Consider the following 16,512-nt stretch of genomic DNA (forward strand, 5'->3'; position numbering starts at 1 on the left):
GGGGACGATGGCCGATGTGATGGAACCGCCGAAATACATGATCTGGGTGCCACTCAAGGAGGCCGCGGAAATGGTCGGGCTCTGCGAGAAGACGCTCATGAAGATGGCGAAGGAAGGCAAGGTCAAGATCAAACAACCAAACGGCCCGCACGGCAAGCGCCTCGTCAAGGTCGCGAGCCTGCAGGACTTCGACGCCAAAGCGAAACACGGAATCTGAAAAACACGGAAGGACACGAAATGAAGGACATCAGGAAGGAATGCGTCAAAGCAATCTTCGACGACTTTGACCAGTGCGGCGACGCCATCAGGCCCGCCGTCAACGGTGAATGGGAGGAGATCGACGCGAGCCGTCCGCTCGGCCACATCGTCGGCTATGTCGACATCTGCGTCGCCGACCTCGTGGACATCGTCGTCGACGCGATCAACAAGGAGCTGTGAGATGAGCTGGATGGACGACGGCGGATTCGAGATCAGGACATTCGCCGACAAGGCCGGGCGAGCGATGGCGCAGATGAGCTTCCGCACCTCCACGGGACACTTCGACATCATCCTCGGCAAGACCGAAGTGCAGCGCATCCGCCGCGAATGCGGACGTGTCATCAAGGAACTCGACCAGAAAAGGGAACGGAAATGACCGACAGCGACTTCCGACGAGAGGACGACGAGAAACCAGCGGAGAAGCCGCGCATGGCGGCCATCCTCCTCCTAGCTCTCTCAGCGGGCCTGTGCCTGTGGGTGCTGTTCGGCACCGACGCGTGCCACCACCCGCTCGAACACGTCGCGGCCTTCGTATGGCTGACCGTGGCCACCCCGCCCATCGCGATGGCGTGGGCGGCCGGACGGAGGCCTGACATGGCCGCCAGACTCGAGTCCATGCTCGGCGTCTGACACCGGCCGGAGAACAAGGACGGGACCAATCGGTCCGACGGTGCGTGGCTGAATCTCCTTATCCATTACTTTCCCGCACATTGCGCGGATTGCATACACACAGCCACGACCAATCGGACACGACGCCCCTGGAGGTTCGAATCCTCCCTCCGGCACTGGGATGCCGGCCGTCAACGCCACCCGGCGGCTTTCCCTTCAGCTTCGCCGCGCGGGAACGATGGAGTCTTCTCTCGTCACTTCTCTTCGGGGCTCCAGCGGACGGCATCCGCCAAACGTCACAACGACAACAGAAAGGACACAAAAATGCCAAAGGCAAGCGACCAGGAACAGGCAGAACGCTGCGCGACCCCGCGCCGAGATCTGAGCAAGAGCGAGTACACCAGCGCCTTCCGCTGGAGGTCCAGGCGGATCGATTCCAGCGTGGCCGCGCATGCGTCGCTGGCGATCGCCAAGAACGACCGTCTCAGCATCGACGAGGCCATCGCCAAGGTGACCGGCGGACGGGTGGACGCCTCGAAGCCCGTGCCGTATCCGGCTCCGGAGCGTCATGAGCCGATCGTCGTCACCGCCGAACCCGAGCATGAGCCGCTCGGCGGGGATGGGGATGAGCTCGTGTTCGTCGACTTCGACCAGATCCCACGCGACATGCAGCCCAACAGGACGCCGAATCCACGCTACTTCGGCGTTGCCGAGCAGCTCCGCCGCCACGCCGGACGGTGGGCGTGCGTGAAGACCTTCGCCGACCAGAAGGACCCGCGCGAACGCGCCCGCCAGATGCGCCAGCGCATCCGCACCGGCAAGCTCGCGGCCTTCCGTCCGAGCGGACGCTTCGATGCGGTCATCACCACACCGGAACCGGACGGACCCACGCTCGTCTACGCGTCCTGCCGTCCGATGGAGGCGTGAGGGACACCATGGCCGGAGAAACCACACTCGCCATCGTCGGCAACCTCACCGCGGATCCCGAACTGCGCACCACCCAGTCCGGCAAGCAGGTATGCAACGTGACCGTCGCGTCCACGCCACGCGTCTTCGACAAGCAGACGAACCAGTGGACCGACGGGCAGGCGCTCTTCCTGCGCTGCACCGCGTGGGGGGATTTCGCCACGCACATCGCCTCGACCCTGTCAAAAGGCATGCGCGTCATAGCACAAGGCAGGCTCACGCAACGCTCATGGCAGGACGAGCAGGGAGCCAACCACACCGTCATCGAAATGCAGCTGGACGAGATCGGGCCAAGCCTGCGCTACGCCACCGCGCAGGTCACCCGCATCAGCCGTCAGCAGGGCCACCAGCCGGCGGGCGGATACACCGGAGGCGCGTCCTTCGGAGCCACGGTGCCGACTGCCGGCCCGCAGGCTCCAGCCACCGACCCATGGGGACAGCCCACCGACGGAGGAGCCGCCTTCGGAGCCTTCGGCACTCCAGGAGACGACGTGGAGAAGGAGCCCGAATTCTGATGATCGAAATCGACATCCCGATCAGTAGGCACATCTGGTGGACCCAGAACCGCCGAAGCCGCACATGGGTGACGCCATACCAGCGGAAGAAAACCGTCAAACGCATCGCCCATCTCATCTTCCTCGACCACATCAACCGGAACGGAGGCAAGCGTCCGGCGGACACGGAGACCGACTGGCCGGTGCACGTCACCGCCATCATCCACCCGCTCACACACGGCAGATTCGACCCCGAAAACGCCGCCCCGATGGTCAAGGCCATCCTCGACGCGGGAACCCAGGCCGGCATGTGGCCCGACGACAACGCCGAATACATCATCGGCCCCGACTACCGGCCCGGCACGCCAAGCCCGGACAAGACCACCTACCACATCACCATCCGCATCGAACAGGCCGACCACCGGTAGCGGGCACGAAAGGACACGACATGGCAAACAACGAAGGATACGCACGCCTGTCCAACGGCCTCTGGCGCAACACCAAGATCCGCAAGATCGCCAGAAAGGACCCACAGGCGCTCGCCGACTGGATCATGGCCATCAGCTTCTGCAGCGACAAGCTCACCGACGGACGACTCACCGAGGACGACATGCTTTTCAACCTCGGCTTCGACGAGGAGTCCATCGGCAGGCTCGTCGGCCTCGGTCTGCTCGACCAGGACGATGACGGCTGGACCATCCACGGTTATCTCGACCTGCAGAACAGCAAGGCGGACGTGGAGAAATCCAAGGAGGACGCACGCCAGCGCAAGGCCAGGAGCCGCCGCAGGAACACCGAAACCACCGAAGCCACGCAGTCACACGTGACCGAAACCAAGGTCACATGTGACTCACGCGTGACCTTTAACCAAAACCAAAACCAAAACCAAAACCAAAACTCTCTCACTCCTAACGTCGTGAGAGAGTGCGCGCCCGTGAACGAAACCGAACAGGAACGCAAGGAACGCGAGCTCATCGACACGTGGACGCCCACCGAAGCCCACCAGGGAGTCGCAGACGAACTCGCCGCCCAGGGCAGGCCACGCGTCGACCTCGACGAACTCGCCACCACCTTCCGTCTCAAGCTCCACGCCAAAGGACTGGAACACTACGGCTACCGCTCCACGCTCGACGGACTCGACAACGCCTTCTTCGAGTGGATTCGCAGCGAATCCCGACAACTCGCCGAAGGCCGACCCGCCCACTCCGGCAAACCCGCCCCCGAGCCGAAGCCACACACGCACACCTGGGCATGCGGCCACGTCCTCGGCCTGCTCGACCGCACCGACACCACCGCCACACCCGACGAAACCGCCTGCGCCCTCGCCGACATGCTCAACAACGGCCTCGACCCAGACAAGGCATCCAAGGCGCTCGCCGACATGGCGGCACCGGTGCCGGAGGGAGGCGGAGCATGAGGGGCAACGGCCACGTGTTCGCCCACGTCGACTGGCGGCGCATGGACGAATCCCAGCTCGACGGCATGCGGTACGTCGCATACACGCCGACCGGAGTGGTCGACGGACGTTTCGCGCCCATGCCGACGCGCAACGGCCTGCCGATGCCATACCTGGTCGACGAGGCCATCGGCTTCCCGGTCATCCTGCTGACCGCGCCCGACAGGGACAACATCCTCCTGCCGCCATTCGAATCGATCCTCACGCTCGAACGGAAATCCTGAACACCGAAAGGAAAACACCATGGAAGAACAGAACAAGACCACCGAATCCGGACAGGCCGCGGCCGACCTCGACAGGAGCCTCGGACGCCTCGACGCGGCCGCCCAGCTCGACAGGCTGGTCACCGGCCTGCAGCAGGCCGCCGGACGCCTCGACGCGTACGCGGCATCGCTCATCGGCAGCGACGACATCATCGTCGACGAGGCCGCCAGCCTCATCCTGCACCTCAACCGCAAGGTCACCGACAGGGCGCACAGCATGCGCAACGCATGCGAGAACCTCGAACAACCCGACCGTCTCCTCGCCGAGAAGGCCAAGAGGAAAAGCCTCATGGACCACATCCTCACCATCCCGCTCGACGGAGAGGACGACTAGCATGACCACCACCAGCACCAAGCCGGAAGCGCTCCTATGGATCGACGTGGAGACCACCGGCCCCGACCGCACCACAGCGCAGATCCTCGAAATCGGCATGGCCTGCACCGACAGCACCGCCACCCAGGACTACGGCGCCTTCCACGCGATCGTCAAACCCGACATCCTCGACATCAGCCGCATCACACCCTGGGCATGGGAGCACCACACAGCCAACGGCCTCATCGCCGAAGTCCGCGCCGCCAGCACGCGCCAGAACGGCCCAGCCGCCGTAGGCAACGCCGCGGAGGAATACCTCGAATCACTCGAACAACGGTTCCAGCTCGTACCAACCGGCACCAACGTCGACTTCGACCTCGGATTCCTCGGACTCCTCGCCATCGACACCAGCCCGCTCAGCCGCCGAAAACTCGACCTGACCACCATCAGACGCCTCGTCGCCATCCTCGGAGGCCCCGACCCATACACCAGCCACCACGAAGGACGCCACCGCGTCGAGGACTGCATCACCAGAGACATCCACGACTACCGCCACTACCTCGAAACCATCCAACTCAAGGACAGCGGCAAATGAAACGGAAAGGCGCTCGCGGACGATGGACGGACTAGCCGCATTCATCCTGCTCACCGCGGTCTTCATCGCATGGCTCGGCGGAGACCACGACGGCCCTGCGGGACCACGGAAATGACACCAACCACGAAAGGAAACACAATGAGCGTGCTCTACCACGGAGGAGCCCCCGACCTCCAACCCGGCGACAGCATCGAACCAGGCCACAGCCGCGACAACTACGACGATTGCCCGATCTGCCGCGCCAGACGCGAAAAAGGCGCGGACGCCATCGAAGGCACCGGACACCCCGAACAGGTGTACTGCACCAGATACCGCGACTACGCCGCCCTCTACGCGTCAATGTACGGCAAGGGCGACGTGTACCAGGTGCGCCCAGTCGGAGAACTCGAAGCCTCCGACGAGGACTTCGACGGCTGCTACCGGTGCGACCGGCTGGTGATCGTCAGAGCCGTCGAAAGACACGTTACCCTCACGCCCAAACGCCGCCGCAAGGTCATCCGCCTCATGCAACGCCTGGACGACGGCCCCTGCATCAACCCACTGCCACGCAACGCCACCCCGCAGATGGTCGAAAAATTCATCCAACGCTCCGCCGCCGACACCATGCACATCATGCGCCAAGCCGAAAGGAGCATCCGATGACCGACCACGACACGGAACACAAAGGAATCATCATGACCATCACCGAAGACGCCGACATGGACCCAAAACCATACACCCTCACAGCCATCTCCATCGGCCTGGAAGGCGCCGCCACGGGAATGGCGCTCGCCGGCGGCCATTGGCTGCTGTCCCTGCTGTTCCTGCTGCTGACCGTGCTGTTCGCCATCAACGGATGGCGGGCGGTCGGCAGGGCGCGCATGCGGAAGACCGAATGCAGGGAATTCGTCGTCGACGGATGCCACAACCTCATCATCGCCGGCGATGACTGACGCCAACCACGAAAGGACAAGGAAATGACCAACCACGAAGTCTGGGACAAGACGATCGAGCTCAACGGAGTCGCAATACAGAGCGTCGTCTGCATGGAGGAATGCTCCGAACTCATCAAAGCGATCAGCAAACGCCTGCGCGGCGAGCTCGACATCGAGGACAACCTCGCCGAGGAGATGGCCGACGTGACGGTCTGCCTCTACCAGTTGTCCCGCATGTACGACGTCGACGACGCCGACGTCCACGCATGGATCGACCGCAAGACCGAACGGCAGCGCAAGCGCAACGCGCTGCAGGGCCATCAAAGCGAGGACACGGAATGAGCGCTCCATCCGCCGAATGGATCATCGGGTATTTCGCGGACGACATCACGGCCATGCGGACGAAGACCGAGAAGCGATACGGCAAACAGCCACTCGAAATCAGACTCGCCCACGAAGCCGAATGAAAACGCGAATACCGCAGGAAAAGGAAGGAAAACAATGAGAGACAGTGACGCAGACATCGCCATCAACACGCTCAACAAACTCATCACCCAGGAACTCAAGGCCGCACGCGCCGGAAGTTGTCAAGGCAATAGGCCCCTCGAGGAATGCGCGACGACCAGATCCAACGCCTATGCCTTCGCCAGGGACAAGATCAAAGAGGCGCTCGCTGATGCCGTGGAGGAGCGGGATGCGGGGAATCCTTTCCTGCCCCGGCGTGACGAGTTGGTCACGCAGGACATGCACACCTGCGATTTGTGCGGCCGGTGGTGTTCGGGTCCCGTGTACCGCGTGTGCCTGTGCTACGCGGACCAGTCCAGGGTGGCGTCCGAAGTGTGCGCCGACTGCATGTGGAGGCTTGGATTCAGGCCGGTCAGGACGGTGCCGCTCGCGACGTATTGGCGGTATGAGCGCTGGGTGTCGGAGCATCCGACTGCGGGGAGGTGCTCCGATGATCTATCTGATCGTTGACGGCGAGCTGGTGGACATCCTCACCGAGATGGACGAGGCGCTCGCCAAAGCCAAGGCGCTCGCCGAACATGCGGGCAAGGTCGAAATCGCTGATCTCGTCACCGGAAGACGCACCATCATCAAACAAGCAAGAAAGGGGAATCGCCGATGAACGGATTGGAAGAGGAAGTCAGGCGCGAGAAGGAGACCCTGCGCGGCAGGGCGCCGTCGTTGCGCTCGCCGATCGCCGAGGCGGTCATCCAGGCGTACGCGGACGGCTACACGGCCGGGAGCCTGCGCCAGCCGTCGGACGTGGAGGTGGCCGCCGCGCTCAGATACCTGCTCCGCCAGGGACTGCTGCGCGAGGGCATCACCATCATGGCCGCGAAGTTCGCGGTGGCCGGCATGTGCTCGGCCATGGCGGAGGCGCTCGAAAAGGAGGAATCGTGATAAAAGCGCAATACACGAAGCGAAACCACATGCTCAGCATCATCGACACCAACTGCTCGCGCACGCCGACCGTGAGCGCCAAAACCGGATGCGTGGACCTCGTCTTCGAGGATGACGAGACCGCCATAGCGGTACGAGACGCCATCGCCGCCGAACATCCGTTCGAACCGAAGGAGCCGCCGGCGAGCGCAGAACGACGGGACATGGCGGAGATGAGTGGACTGATTTCCGAGCTCGAGGGCGAGGCCACCGAGGAGTACATCGATCTGATCCAGCATCGGAGTGATATGTGCGACTTGCAGTTCTGTCTCGGACGCATGGACGCGTTCTACGCGGCCATCTCGCGTTGCAAGAGGAGGCTCGGGCTCCAGGAAGGGCCGGCCGGCGCGGAGGAGGACGCATGAGCGACATGTACGACCTCATCGAATCCGGCGAGCGCCGCCGGCAGCTCGCGCAGGCATGGGAGGCTGGATACTCCGCCGGATGGACCGATCAGCAATGCGACTTCCCTCCACACACCGCCGACAATCCATTCAAGGAGGACGCCGATGAGTGACAGCATCAATCCGGACCACTACCGCAACGGCCCGTTCGAATGCATCGAGCTGACGCGCCTGCTCAGCTTCGAATGGGGCAACGTGGTCAAATACTGCTTCAGATGGAAAGGCAAGAACGGCATCGAAGACCTGGACAAGGCCGTATGGTACGCCAAGGACGCCATCATGCACGGCGTCCCGCTCACCGACGAAGGCCACAGGGACGAAGTCGTCGCCCTGCTATCCACACTCGCCGAAGCGGACTGGGCCGACCTGAGAGACGTATGGGCCGTCATGGCAGGAGGATGCAGACAGCATGCCCTGACCATCCTCATACGCAAAATCGCCGAAATCGAAAACGGACGGACGAAGGAGGAATCATGAGACGAATCATCCAGACCATCAGGCAGATACTCATGATCCCAGCGCTCCTCTCCATCTACCTGGCGCTCGCCATCATCGAACACCGTGAAAGGAGACGAGGGCGGAAATGAGGAAATCCACCGAACACGACATCATCCGATGGCATGAGCGCGGATACACGGTGGCTGAAATCCGCCGGATCATGCCGCAATGCACCACCGACGAGATAACCGCCGTCATCAACAACCATCCCACCGAAAACGGCGCTCGCCGACGGTAGAATCTAAGCAGAACATCCGTTCGAACCGAAGGAAGTCATGAGGGACACTGAGACGCCATGCCCGAACTGCGGCAATCCAACCACGGCCGGATGGGCCATCTGCCAATCCTGCCTGCGCCGGTATATCGAGGACATCGGCTCGCTGGCCCACGTGATTCCGGCACTCCGCGCGCTGGCCGACCGCACCGCCCGCATCGGTGGACGCTCGCACGCGCCATCGCGCGGAGTCGCGCCACTGCCCATCAGCACCCACTGGCAGGAGCAGTGGGAGCGCGCCTCGCGCCTCATGCTCGACATCGCCTCCACCGTCGACATCCGCTACAGCCTGCTCAGGCCGGAATCATGGCGCAAGGCATGGCGCAAGGCCATCTCCAACCGCAACAGCCTGGCGGCCAGCGGCAGGACGCCGGACCTCATGCTCGACCTGCACGCCACGCTCATCGATTTCGACGGCATGATGCGCGAGCGCGATCCTCGTGTGACGGTGGTCTCCTGCACGGAGTGCGGCCAGCGGATAGCGGCCCCGTTCGGCATGAGGGCCGGTGACTGTCCGTCCTGTGGCGTTCGCCTGGATTTGGAGGCGTTGGTCACGGAGCATGAGCGGGACGCGCGTTCGCGCACCGTGGACGGCAGTCCGGCCGAGTTGGCGTCGTGGCTTTCCAATGTCATCGGACGGCGCGTGTCGCGCAAGCAGGTCGAGTGGCTGTTGCGGTCGGGCAGGCTGCATGGCTGCGAGCGCCTTGGCTCGGGCAGGTGGCGTGTGGTGGCGGGTGAGTTGCTTGATGCGGCGTCGCATGTCGGCTGATGCGACACGCCGAACATTTGTTCGATGTCCGCTCGCCGTTTAATGTGTATGGTGAGCGCGAATTGTGGGTGGCCACAGGTTGCCTTGTTCGTGCCCTTTCGTGATTGGAGGCCATCCGGCGTTTGCCGGGTGGCCTTCGTGCTTCGGTAGGCTCAGCGGTAGAGCTGCGGGACGGCACGGATTCCAATGAGCGGACCTCTAACCGGTCATGGTTTCCAATTCTCAATTGCCCGTCAACGATATGTGCCGGCCCGCGGGTCGCTGGTTCGACTCCAGCCCGAAGCGCTTATGATTATCCGTGTCCGGCATGGTCCACTAGTAGAACCGGCCACCAGGGCTCGTCAGCGCCACATCCATGGGGTGGTTCACCTGATGTGCTTGAGAATGGCGAATCTGGCAGTGGTTTGCGGGGGAGCTTTCGAGGTGCGGGTACCCCGACATGCCGGACCTTCTCCACCAATGGGGGATTCGATGTACAAGGTATGCTCCACCTCCGGCTGCCCGCATCTGGTCTCCTCCGGCTCCCTGTGCGACGAGTGCAGGAAAGCCAAGGACAAGCGCCGCTCGCGCGGCCGCAATCCATACACCTCGAAAGCCCATCGGCTCGCACGTGCCCGTGTGCTGGCGAGGGATCCGCGATGCGTCTGCCCAGGTGACGGACCCGACGGATGCGGCAGGCACCATGGCCTGTGCGGCGCCCCCAGCACCATCGCCGACCATTGGCCGCTCGAACGAGTCGAGCTCATCGAAGCCGGACTGGACCCCAACGACCCGACACGCATGCGCGGCCTGTGCAAGCGTTGCCACGACAGCAAGACGGCAAGAACGAAACCTTCAGGCTTCAACGGACGAAGCCTTCGCTGATTCATCACTATCGACGCCACGAACGCATGCCGTCGAGCCGAGCCGACGACGTCCAACGCGCGCCGCAAACGTGAGACGAAGCGGAAGACAAAAGCGATCAAGTCTTTTTCAATTCGGTTCGCAGCCCGCCGCGAAGCCGAACGCGCGGCATTGGAAAACGTTGGAAAATCAACGAAATCAACCCGCCGAAACACCCACGGGGGTACCCCCTAACGGGTTGGTGGCTAGAACCGCCGGAGAGCTGTCTCCGAGGTGCGGAGGGTTCAAAGGTTTCAGAGGGGGTCGGGCGAAAGGCCCGGCCGCCGACAGCGAAGGAACGGCGCGAGGCCGTCCGACGATGGAGGAGACATGCCAAGAGGAGGAAAACGCGTCAGATCCGGTCCGATGCCGGATCCGTCGAGCGGAGCGAGCGAACGCAGGGGATACACTTTGCGCAGCCTGCCCAACACCGAATACAAGGGCCGGCCGCCGAAATTCCCGCTACCACCGTATGTGCTCCGCGATTTCGACAAGGAGTCGCAGGAGTGGGTCGAGGACACCGCCGGTTCGGAATCCTGGAACAATCGGGAGGCCGAACTGTGGAAACAGCTGTGGCGTCTGCCGCAGGCGCGCGCATGGAAACAGCCGCAGCTGAAGTACCTGCACTACCAGATTGCCTCGTACGTGCGCGAATGTGTGATCTGCGAGAGCTCATTGGCGAAGGCCGCGGACGTGGCCGTGAAGATCAGGCTTGAGGATCGCATCGGCCTGTCCGAGGCCGGATTGCAGGCGCTCGGCTGGAAGATCTCCGAAGACAACGTCGACATGGCCGCCCACGAGGTGTCCGCCACGGACGTGGAGGCCGCCGCCAGCGGAATGGACACCAAGATCGTCCAGTTCCCACGACGCCTGAGGGCGTGACATGGCCGACGATTGGATCATCGACTTCCCGACATTGGCCGACCTGCAGGACGCGTGGGTGCAGCGGCATGTGCGCCAGCCAGACGGCATCCTCCGCGGCAAGCCATTCTGCTGGTCCGATTGGCAATTCTGGTACGCCGCGCACCGCTGGCGTGTGCGCGAGGACGCGGAATTCGTGCCTCCCGAGGAGGTCACGGTAGACAATCCGCTCGTCCTCAACCAGGCCTTCCAATACCGTCTGACCGGATGCATCGGACCACAGAAGACCGGCAAGGGACCGACCGAGGCCTCATGCGCGATACTCGAGGCCTGCGGGCCCGTCGTGTTCGCCGGTTGGGCGAAGCCCGGCGACGTGTACCGATGCTCCGACAACGGCTGCCCCTGCGGATGGGTCTACCACTACAATCCGGGCGAACCGAAAGGCATGCGTCACCCTTCGCCACTCATCCAGCTGACCGCGAACTCCGAGGACCAGGTGCGCAACGCCTACCGTCCACTCGTCGCGATGATCCGGCTCGGCCCGTTGAAGCAGCTGCTCAAGGTGCGCGAGGGCTTCATCCGCATCCTGCGCCCCGGAATCAACTTGGACGATGACGATCTCGACCTTGACCGCATCGATGTGGTGACCGCATCGGCCACCAGCCGTCTGGGCAACCCGATCAGCGATGCCGAACAGGACGAGGCCGGCCTGTACACCAAGTCGAACGGCATGCTCGACGTGGCCGACACCCAACGCCGCGGCGCCGCCGGCATGGGCGGCAGAACGCACTTCTGGACCAACGCCTACGACCCCGGCGAAAATTCCTATGCCCAACAGCAATTCGAGACATCGGCATCGGATGTGTGGATCTTCTACCGCAACCCCGACCTCAACCCGGACCTGCGCCACAAGGACGGTACGCCATACAGCTTCAACAACCGGCGCGAACGCCGCAAGATCCTCGAATGGGTGTACGCCGGCAGCCCCTGGGTGCCCTTGGATTCCGTCGAGGCGGAGGCCGAGGCCCTCATGGAGAAGGATCCCGCGCAGGCGGAACGCTTCTTTGGCAACCGCATGGTGCAGGGCGGCGGCGCATGGCTCGAGGACGGACTATGGGAGAGCTGCTATGCGGGACAATAGACCACTCAACAAATCAAGGATGCGGACGATGAGGCAATACAATCTTCCGCTGCTGCAAAAGGTGCGGACAGTTGGCCGATACGACATGCCAATGCTTGCAAAACAGGACGTCACCCCCCTGACACGTTGATAGGCTTCAATTACGCGACCGGCAAAAAGACAGTCAAGCATTGCGGAATCCATTTCTTCATCGATGACTACCAGTTCCAGAGAGTCTGGAACCAGCCGGACAGATACATCGCACCGCTCAAACGCTTCCAGTGCGTGCTGACACCTGATTTCAGCACATACATGGACATGCCGGAAGCGATGAAGATCTATAACGTCTTCCGAAGCCGTCTGATCGGAGCATACTGGCAGGCCTGCGGACTGAAAGTCATCCCAACACTTCAATGGGCGGGCCCAGAGTCATTCCCGTACTGCTTTTCAGGCATTCCAAACAACTCCACCGTCGCGGTAAGCACGGTCGGAACGAACGACAATCCGACGGCAGAACTCTATTGGCGGCTCGGCATGCGATACGCGATCGACAGGCTCGCACCGGAAAAGATTCTCCTCTACGGAGATGCCATTCCGTTTTTCGACTTCAGTGGCATCGAAGTGGTCACATACAAAAACAGCAATGCGGAAAGGATGAAAAAATGGGCGGAAGAGGATCAAGCTCAGGCGCAGGACGTGGCGGACATGGCGGCGGAGGGGGAGGCTCTTCCTCTGACCTTTCATCCGTAAGCGACACGGATCTCACCAAGATGATGCGCGACGCGGGAAACCGCATGGACACCGCATCGGAAATCATGCAGAGAACCGCGCACGGAGCCACGCAATACAACCAGCGCATGCCGGAAAGCGTCTTTCCAGAGGCAACCAAGGCGAACTACGACAAATACCGGGCAGCCTCCAAGGCATTCCGCACCGCCAGGGCACAGCGCGACAGAATCTCCGACGAACAGATCCGACGCCAACCAAAATCAAGCGGCACAAGCCACGCATTCGTCAATTCCTTCGGCGAAGCGACAACAAGGGAGATCACAAACCAGAACTACCAGCGCTCGCAGAAGAGTTTGTCAAAATCGGTCTTGAGGAACATGGGATATTAGCGTGTCCGAGCATGAGCTTTGGCTTGAGAACCCGTCGAAGGGCACCGAGGTGTGCCTCGGCTTCGACGGCTCCGAGAACGACGACTGGACATGCATCAAGGCCGAAACACGCGAGGGCTTCATCTTCACTCCGCGCTACGGCGAGGACCGGCGTCCCACCATCTGGAACCCGAAGACATGGGGCGGTCGAATCCCGCGCAGCGAGGTCAACGCCGCCATGGACGAGCTCAACGACCGGTACAAGATCGTGCGCGCCTACTGCGACCCCGGATTCCGCGACGAGGTGTCGTGGGAGTCGCAGATCGAGGCATGGGACTCCCAATACGGGCCGAAGAAGTACATTCCCTGGTCGATGAGCGGCTCCAGCCGCATCACCGCCGTCTGGGAGGCATTGAAACGCTTCGAATCCGACCTCGAGCACCACGCCATCACCCAGGATGGCTGTCCGATCACCATCACGCACATGCGCAACGCAAGACGCTTCGCCAAGTCCGGCGAACGGTACGGGCTCGGCAAGCCAAAACAGACAAGGAAAATCGACGCGGCGGTCACCAGCGTGCTCGCACATGAGGCGGCATGCGACGCGCGCGCCGCCGGCTGGGGCAGGAAACGCAAGGCCTACCTGCTGACCGGCTCGACAACAAGGGGATTCTGAATGATTCGCACCGCCGCGGACGTGAACCGTATGGCGAACCTGCTCGCCATGAAGATAGAGCAGCGACGCTCGGACATTAGGAAGCACACGGACTACGTGCGCGGCAAGCGTGGCACCCTGAAATTCGCGTCCGACGAATTCAAACGCTACATGTCGGATCGTTTCAGCGGATTCGCCGATAACTGGTGCCTGCCTGTGGCGCAGGCGCCCGTGGAACGCATCCACTTCCGAGGCTTCATCCCATACGGCGACGTCGAACTCGACTCGCACGTGATGCGCGTGTGGGAGCGCAACGACTGCGACCGCAAACTGCAGGAGACCGCCCTGATGATGACCACCACAGGCAGAGCCTTCGGCCTGGTCACCTCGATGCCGGACGGCAGGGCGCGCATAAGTTTCGAACACCCCGACTCGGCGGCTGTCCACTACGATCCGCTCACCGGCGAGGTCGACGCCGGCCTCCTGGTCAGATACGACGAGGAGCACGAATTCGGCACGCTGCTGCTGCCCGACGTGGTCTTCGACGTGGTGCGCGTCCGCGCGGGCGGAGACGACGAACGAGACCGTCTGCCGCCGGGCGTCGAGGGATGGATGTTCCTGCCGGACTCCGTCCGCCCGAACCCGCTCGGCCGCGTCCCACTGGTCGAATTCCGCAACCAGATGCTCCTGGACAACCTTCCCATCAGCGACGTCGAGCAGGTCGAATCCATGCAGGACGCCGTCAACGTCTGCTGGGCATACACCTTGAACGCATTGGACTTCGCGTCCATGCCCGCGAGGGTCATCCTCGGCGGCGACAGCCTGTCCGAACCGGTGTTCGACAAGGCCACCGGAGAGCAGGTGGGCGAACGTCCCGTGAACCTCGACAAGCAGGTCATGGAGCGCATCATGCAGATCACCGGCGACAACGTGTCGATCGGCGAATGGACGGCAAGCAACCTGCAGGCCTTCCTTCCGATCATCCAGAAGGCGGTCGAGCACATCGCCGCCGAGACGCGCACGCCAGGCCATTATCTTTTGACGAACGCGGAGGTGCCCGCCACCGGCTACGAGGTCGCCGAAGCCGGATTGGTCAGCAAGACGTTGGAGCGCATCAGCTTCATGCGCCAGCCGGTGCGTGAGCTGTGCGAGATGGCCATGACGCTCGAGGACGACGAGCAGTCAGCGCGCATCCTCGAGGACTCCAAGGTCGTGTTCGCCACGCCGCAGTACCGCAGCGAGGCCCTCATGGCCGACGCGATGCTCAAATACAGGCGGCTCGGCTACCCGCTGCAGTGGATCGCCGAACAGATGGGCCAGAGCCCCGAGGACATCAAGCGCATCATGCGCATGATCGACGAGGAGAACAGCGACCCGGAGATGGCCGAGATAGCGCGAACCCTGCAGGTCGGAGGTGCATCTGATGACGGTGACGATGGACAGCCTGTCGGACAGCCGGCACACCCTGGCCAGACTATGCCTGCTGGCTGTGAAGGCGGCGGACAAAACATGGAAGGGCGTGGATCCGCGACGGGTGCGTGACAGCTGGAATCGGACGAACGCCGACTTCCTGACGCTCTTCGCCACCCTGCAGACGCGCGCCGCCGCCGACGCGATGGACTCATCCACGCTGATGCTCGCCGAACAGAGCGATTACATCCAGCCAGACGGCGGCATCGCGAATCCTCTCGCATTCGGAACCGGCTTCGCGCCGAGCGGCATCGACCTCGAATCGTATTTCGGCATCCCGGTCACGCACACCCTGTCGGCCATCAAGTCCGGCATGGACGAATCGGATGCCATGCAGGCTGGACGCGCGACGCTCCGCCAGATGGCCATGCAGGCCATCGAGGACACGTCAATCAGCGCGATGGGCGTCAGCATCACACAAAGGGCAGGCGTCGGCTACGTGCGCGTCGAATCACCCGACTGCTGCCCACGATGCGCCATCCTCGCCGGAAAATACTTCCGGCACAACAACGACTTCCTCCGACACCCGAAATGCCACGGCCGCACCATCCCCTGCAAAGGCAAGGAAAAGGCCGAGAAACAAGGCTGGATCACCAGTCCGATGGACCGCTTCAACAATATGAGCGAAGAGGAGCAGGACAAGGTCTTCGGACATGCCGACGCACAGGCAATCAGAGACGGCGCCGACATCTACCAGGTCGTCAACGCCCACCGCGGCATGCGGCCAATCGGACACGGCAACGTCCACATGACCACGTCCGAAGGCACTGGCCGCTACGGATGGAGCCGCATGATTCGCAAATACCAATACGGACAACAGCAACACCGCAGACTCACACCCGAAGGCATCTACAGCTTCAACCTCCCGCGCGAACAGACCATCGAACTCCTGAAGCGCGAGGGCTACATCCTCCCCGACAACTGGAGAACCCAAGTCCCAGCGCTCCGACGCCAGCAATGGCTCCACAACAACGAATGGCGCCAAGGCAGACACGAAGAACAGACCGCCGCCCAGAAACGCCTCCAGAACGCACGACTCCGCTACGAAGCAGCGCTCGCCGGCCGCAACCCGTACCAGCCGGATTCGCCGGTCACGCCTGACGTGCTGGCCAGAGCGGAGAACTCGTACCGCAGATGGCTCGCCAGCAACGGCGAGGTCTACACCAAATGA

Annotated in this window: 31 protein-coding genes and 1 tRNA gene; all 32 read left to right on the top strand. The window is 62.7% G+C overall.

The window, feature by feature from the left end; all coding sequences use genetic code 11:
• The first annotated feature begins 7 nt into the window (after positions 1–7).
• The 32 genes from Q5H33_RS04865 (at position 8) to Q5H33_RS05020 (ending at position 16,512) form a co-directional block, all read left to right on the top strand.
• Positions 8–217: a helix-turn-helix domain-containing protein gene (locus Q5H33_RS04865; protein ID WP_021913274.1), complete on the top strand. Its 210-nt coding sequence runs from the start codon at positions 8–10 to the stop codon at positions 215–217.
• Between the two features lie 20 nt (positions 218–237).
• Positions 238–438, top strand: a complete 201-nt coding sequence (locus tag Q5H33_RS04870; RefSeq protein ID WP_302423317.1) for a hypothetical protein — start codon at positions 238–240, stop codon at positions 436–438.
• A 1-nt stretch (position 439) separates the two neighbouring features.
• The gene (locus Q5H33_RS04875; RefSeq protein WP_021913276.1) at positions 440–634 is read left to right on the top strand and encodes a hypothetical protein; all 195 of its coding nucleotides are present in this window, start codon (positions 440–442) and stop codon (positions 632–634) included.
• Complete coding sequence (locus tag Q5H33_RS04880; protein ID WP_038444751.1) at positions 631–888, top strand: hypothetical protein; 258 nt, start codon at positions 631–633, stop codon at positions 886–888. Before Q5H33_RS04875 ends, Q5H33_RS04880 begins: the two co-directional genes overlap by 4 nt.
• A 303-nt stretch (positions 889–1,191) precedes the next feature.
• Positions 1,192–1,794, top strand: coding sequence for a hypothetical protein (locus Q5H33_RS04885; RefSeq protein WP_021913278.1), 603 nt, complete (start codon positions 1,192–1,194; stop codon positions 1,792–1,794).
• 8 nt (positions 1,795–1,802) lie between these two features.
• Positions 1,803–2,348, top strand: a complete 546-nt coding sequence (locus Q5H33_RS04890) for a single-stranded DNA-binding protein (protein ID WP_302423360.1) — start codon at positions 1,803–1,805, stop codon at positions 2,346–2,348.
• The gene (locus tag Q5H33_RS04895; RefSeq protein WP_021913280.1) at positions 2,348–2,755 is read left to right on the top strand and encodes a hypothetical protein; all 408 of its coding nucleotides are present in this window, start codon (positions 2,348–2,350) and stop codon (positions 2,753–2,755) included. The genes Q5H33_RS04890 and Q5H33_RS04895 overlap by 1 nt, the downstream gene beginning before the upstream one ends.
• A 20-nt stretch (positions 2,756–2,775) precedes the next feature.
• Positions 2,776–3,744: a hypothetical protein gene (locus Q5H33_RS04900; protein ID WP_302423319.1), complete on the top strand. Its 969-nt coding sequence runs from the start codon at positions 2,776–2,778 to the stop codon at positions 3,742–3,744.
• Positions 3,741–4,007: a hypothetical protein gene (locus tag Q5H33_RS04905; RefSeq protein WP_038444744.1), complete on the top strand. Its 267-nt coding sequence runs from the start codon at positions 3,741–3,743 to the stop codon at positions 4,005–4,007. The genes Q5H33_RS04900 and Q5H33_RS04905 overlap by 4 nt, the downstream gene beginning before the upstream one ends.
• 19 nt (positions 4,008–4,026) lie before the next feature.
• The gene (locus Q5H33_RS04910; RefSeq protein WP_302423320.1) at positions 4,027–4,380 is read left to right on the top strand and encodes a hypothetical protein; all 354 of its coding nucleotides are present in this window, start codon (positions 4,027–4,029) and stop codon (positions 4,378–4,380) included.
• A gap of 1 nt (position 4,381) precedes the next feature.
• Entirely contained in the window at positions 4,382–4,954 is a 573-nt protein-coding gene (locus Q5H33_RS04915) for an exonuclease domain-containing protein (RefSeq protein ID WP_302423322.1), read from the top strand.
• A gap of 138 nt (positions 4,955–5,092) precedes the next feature.
• On the top strand, positions 5,093–5,596 hold the full coding sequence (locus tag Q5H33_RS04920) for a hypothetical protein (protein ID WP_021913192.1): 504 nt from the start codon (positions 5,093–5,095) through the stop codon (positions 5,594–5,596).
• Positions 5,593–5,886, top strand: a complete 294-nt coding sequence (locus Q5H33_RS04925) for a hypothetical protein (protein ID WP_302423323.1) — start codon at positions 5,593–5,595, stop codon at positions 5,884–5,886. Before Q5H33_RS04920 ends, Q5H33_RS04925 begins: the two co-directional genes overlap by 4 nt.
• Before the next feature lie 24 nt (positions 5,887–5,910).
• Positions 5,911–6,210, top strand: a complete 300-nt coding sequence (locus tag Q5H33_RS04930) for a MazG nucleotide pyrophosphohydrolase domain-containing protein (protein ID WP_302423324.1) — start codon at positions 5,911–5,913, stop codon at positions 6,208–6,210.
• On the top strand, positions 6,207–6,335 hold the full coding sequence (locus tag Q5H33_RS04935) for a hypothetical protein (protein ID WP_302423325.1): 129 nt from the start codon (positions 6,207–6,209) through the stop codon (positions 6,333–6,335). The genes Q5H33_RS04930 and Q5H33_RS04935 overlap by 4 nt, the downstream gene beginning before the upstream one ends.
• Positions 6,336–6,369: 34 nt before the next feature.
• Entirely contained in the window at positions 6,370–6,843 is a 474-nt protein-coding gene (locus Q5H33_RS04940) for a hypothetical protein (protein WP_302423327.1), read from the top strand.
• A complete protein-coding gene (locus tag Q5H33_RS04945) occupies positions 6,824–6,994 on the top strand; it encodes a hypothetical protein (protein ID WP_021913197.1) in 171 nt (56 codons plus the stop codon). The genes Q5H33_RS04940 and Q5H33_RS04945 overlap by 20 nt, the downstream gene beginning before the upstream one ends.
• A complete protein-coding gene (locus tag Q5H33_RS04950) occupies positions 6,991–7,272 on the top strand; it encodes a hypothetical protein (RefSeq protein WP_302423329.1) in 282 nt (93 codons plus the stop codon). The genes Q5H33_RS04945 and Q5H33_RS04950 overlap by 4 nt, the downstream gene beginning before the upstream one ends.
• Positions 7,269–7,676, top strand: coding sequence for a hypothetical protein (locus Q5H33_RS04955; RefSeq protein WP_302423330.1), 408 nt, complete (start codon positions 7,269–7,271; stop codon positions 7,674–7,676). Before Q5H33_RS04950 ends, Q5H33_RS04955 begins: the two co-directional genes overlap by 4 nt.
• Positions 7,673–7,828, top strand: coding sequence for a hypothetical protein (locus tag Q5H33_RS04960; protein ID WP_021913200.1), 156 nt, complete (start codon positions 7,673–7,675; stop codon positions 7,826–7,828). Before Q5H33_RS04955 ends, Q5H33_RS04960 begins: the two co-directional genes overlap by 4 nt.
• Positions 7,821–8,192 (top strand): DUF3310 domain-containing protein, encoded by a 372-nt coding sequence (locus tag Q5H33_RS04965; protein WP_085462043.1) that lies wholly within the window; start codon positions 7,821–7,823, stop codon positions 8,190–8,192. The genes Q5H33_RS04960 and Q5H33_RS04965 overlap by 8 nt, the downstream gene beginning before the upstream one ends.
• Positions 8,193–8,298: 106 nt before the next feature.
• Positions 8,299–8,451 carry a hypothetical protein gene (locus Q5H33_RS04970; RefSeq protein ID WP_302423335.1) on the top strand — a complete coding sequence of 51 codons (153 nt, stop codon included), beginning with the start codon at positions 8,299–8,301 and terminating at the stop codon, positions 8,449–8,451.
• Between the two features lie 37 nt (positions 8,452–8,488).
• Positions 8,489–9,256, top strand: a complete 768-nt coding sequence (locus tag Q5H33_RS04975; protein ID WP_085462042.1) for a hypothetical protein — start codon at positions 8,489–8,491, stop codon at positions 9,254–9,256.
• Between the two features lie 140 nt (positions 9,257–9,396).
• Positions 9,397–9,541 (top strand) — tRNA-OTHER (locus Q5H33_RS04980).
• 186 nt (positions 9,542–9,727) lie between these two features.
• A complete protein-coding gene (locus Q5H33_RS04985; RefSeq protein WP_085462041.1) occupies positions 9,728–10,120 on the top strand; it encodes a hypothetical protein in 393 nt (130 codons plus the stop codon).
• Positions 10,121–10,468: 348 nt separating this feature from the next.
• A complete protein-coding gene (locus tag Q5H33_RS04990) occupies positions 10,469–11,020 on the top strand; it encodes a hypothetical protein (protein WP_021913321.1) in 552 nt (183 codons plus the stop codon).
• Position 11,021: 1 nt separating this feature from the next.
• The gene (locus Q5H33_RS04995) at positions 11,022–12,140 is read left to right on the top strand and encodes a hypothetical protein (protein ID WP_021913322.1); all 1,119 of its coding nucleotides are present in this window, start codon (positions 11,022–11,024) and stop codon (positions 12,138–12,140) included.
• Positions 12,141–12,266: 126 nt separating this feature from the next.
• The gene (locus tag Q5H33_RS05000) at positions 12,267–12,869 is read left to right on the top strand and encodes a DUF4417 domain-containing protein (protein WP_302423339.1); all 603 of its coding nucleotides are present in this window, start codon (positions 12,267–12,269) and stop codon (positions 12,867–12,869) included.
• Between the two features lie 44 nt (positions 12,870–12,913).
• Entirely contained in the window at positions 12,914–13,237 is a 324-nt protein-coding gene (locus Q5H33_RS05005; protein ID WP_148304133.1) for a hypothetical protein, read from the top strand.
• Position 13,238: 1 nt separating this feature from the next.
• Entirely contained in the window at positions 13,239–13,892 is a 654-nt protein-coding gene (locus Q5H33_RS05010; RefSeq protein ID WP_038444727.1) for a terminase, read from the top strand.
• On the top strand, positions 13,893–15,413 hold the full coding sequence (locus Q5H33_RS05015; protein WP_302423345.1) for a phage portal protein: 1,521 nt from the start codon (positions 13,893–13,895) through the stop codon (positions 15,411–15,413).
• Complete coding sequence (locus Q5H33_RS05020; protein ID WP_302423347.1) at positions 15,295–16,512, top strand: hypothetical protein; 1,218 nt, start codon at positions 15,295–15,297, stop codon at positions 16,510–16,512. Before Q5H33_RS05015 ends, Q5H33_RS05020 begins: the two co-directional genes overlap by 119 nt.

The organism is uncultured Bifidobacterium sp. (genome assembly GCF_959020145.1).
Taxonomy (GTDB): Bacteria; Actinomycetota; Actinomycetes; order Actinomycetales; family Bifidobacteriaceae; genus Bifidobacterium.

Bases quoted from the DNA above. Each gene is read 5' to 3' on its own strand.
- Q5H33_RS04995 (WP_021913322.1), top strand. From the start codon at position 11,022: ATGGCCGACGATTGGATCATCGACTTCCCGACATTGGCCGACCTGCAG.
- Q5H33_RS04985 (WP_085462041.1), top strand. From the start codon at position 9,728: ATGTACAAGGTATGCTCCACCTCCGGCTGCCCGCATCTGGTCTCCTCC.
- Q5H33_RS04965 (WP_085462043.1), top strand. From the start codon at position 7,821: ATGAGTGACAGCATCAATCCGGACCACTACCGCAACGGCCCGTTCGAA.
- Q5H33_RS04895 (WP_021913280.1), top strand. From the start codon at position 2,348: ATGATCGAAATCGACATCCCGATCAGTAGGCACATCTGGTGGACCCAG.
- Q5H33_RS04940 (WP_302423327.1), top strand. From the start codon at position 6,370: ATGAGAGACAGTGACGCAGACATCGCCATCAACACGCTCAACAAACTC.
- Q5H33_RS05005 (WP_148304133.1), top strand. From the start codon at position 12,914: ATGGACACCGCATCGGAAATCATGCAGAGAACCGCGCACGGAGCCACG.
- Q5H33_RS04900 (WP_302423319.1), top strand. From the start codon at position 2,776: ATGGCAAACAACGAAGGATACGCACGCCTGTCCAACGGCCTCTGGCGC.
- Q5H33_RS04890 (WP_302423360.1), top strand. From the start codon at position 1,803: ATGGCCGGAGAAACCACACTCGCCATCGTCGGCAACCTCACCGCGGAT.
- Q5H33_RS04960 (WP_021913200.1), top strand. From the start codon at position 7,673: ATGAGCGACATGTACGACCTCATCGAATCCGGCGAGCGCCGCCGGCAG.
- Q5H33_RS04945 (WP_021913197.1), top strand. From the start codon at position 6,824: ATGATCTATCTGATCGTTGACGGCGAGCTGGTGGACATCCTCACCGAG.
- Q5H33_RS04875 (WP_021913276.1), top strand. From the start codon at position 440: ATGAGCTGGATGGACGACGGCGGATTCGAGATCAGGACATTCGCCGAC.
- Q5H33_RS05015 (WP_302423345.1), top strand. From the start codon at position 13,893: ATGATTCGCACCGCCGCGGACGTGAACCGTATGGCGAACCTGCTCGCC.
- Q5H33_RS04950 (WP_302423329.1), top strand. From the start codon at position 6,991: ATGAACGGATTGGAAGAGGAAGTCAGGCGCGAGAAGGAGACCCTGCGC.
- Q5H33_RS04915 (WP_302423322.1), top strand. From the start codon at position 4,382: ATGACCACCACCAGCACCAAGCCGGAAGCGCTCCTATGGATCGACGTG.
- Q5H33_RS04865 (WP_021913274.1), top strand. From the start codon at position 8: ATGGCCGATGTGATGGAACCGCCGAAATACATGATCTGGGTGCCACTC.
- Q5H33_RS04880 (WP_038444751.1), top strand. From the start codon at position 631: ATGACCGACAGCGACTTCCGACGAGAGGACGACGAGAAACCAGCGGAG.
- Q5H33_RS04905 (WP_038444744.1), top strand. From the start codon at position 3,741: ATGAGGGGCAACGGCCACGTGTTCGCCCACGTCGACTGGCGGCGCATG.
- Q5H33_RS04935 (WP_302423325.1), top strand. From the start codon at position 6,207: ATGAGCGCTCCATCCGCCGAATGGATCATCGGGTATTTCGCGGACGAC.
- Q5H33_RS04925 (WP_302423323.1), top strand. From the start codon at position 5,593: ATGACCGACCACGACACGGAACACAAAGGAATCATCATGACCATCACC.
- Q5H33_RS04975 (WP_085462042.1), top strand. From the start codon at position 8,489: ATGAGGGACACTGAGACGCCATGCCCGAACTGCGGCAATCCAACCACG.
- Q5H33_RS04930 (WP_302423324.1), top strand. From the start codon at position 5,911: ATGACCAACCACGAAGTCTGGGACAAGACGATCGAGCTCAACGGAGTC.
- Q5H33_RS04920 (WP_021913192.1), top strand. From the start codon at position 5,093: ATGAGCGTGCTCTACCACGGAGGAGCCCCCGACCTCCAACCCGGCGAC.
- Q5H33_RS05020 (WP_302423347.1), top strand. From the start codon at position 15,295: ATGACGGTGACGATGGACAGCCTGTCGGACAGCCGGCACACCCTGGCC.
- Q5H33_RS04910 (WP_302423320.1), top strand. From the start codon at position 4,027: ATGGAAGAACAGAACAAGACCACCGAATCCGGACAGGCCGCGGCCGAC.
- Q5H33_RS04970 (WP_302423335.1), top strand. From the start codon at position 8,299: ATGAGGAAATCCACCGAACACGACATCATCCGATGGCATGAGCGCGGA.
- Q5H33_RS04990 (WP_021913321.1), top strand. From the start codon at position 10,469: ATGCCAAGAGGAGGAAAACGCGTCAGATCCGGTCCGATGCCGGATCCG.
- Q5H33_RS04870 (WP_302423317.1), top strand. From the start codon at position 238: ATGAAGGACATCAGGAAGGAATGCGTCAAAGCAATCTTCGACGACTTT.
- Q5H33_RS04885 (WP_021913278.1), top strand. From the start codon at position 1,192: ATGCCAAAGGCAAGCGACCAGGAACAGGCAGAACGCTGCGCGACCCCG.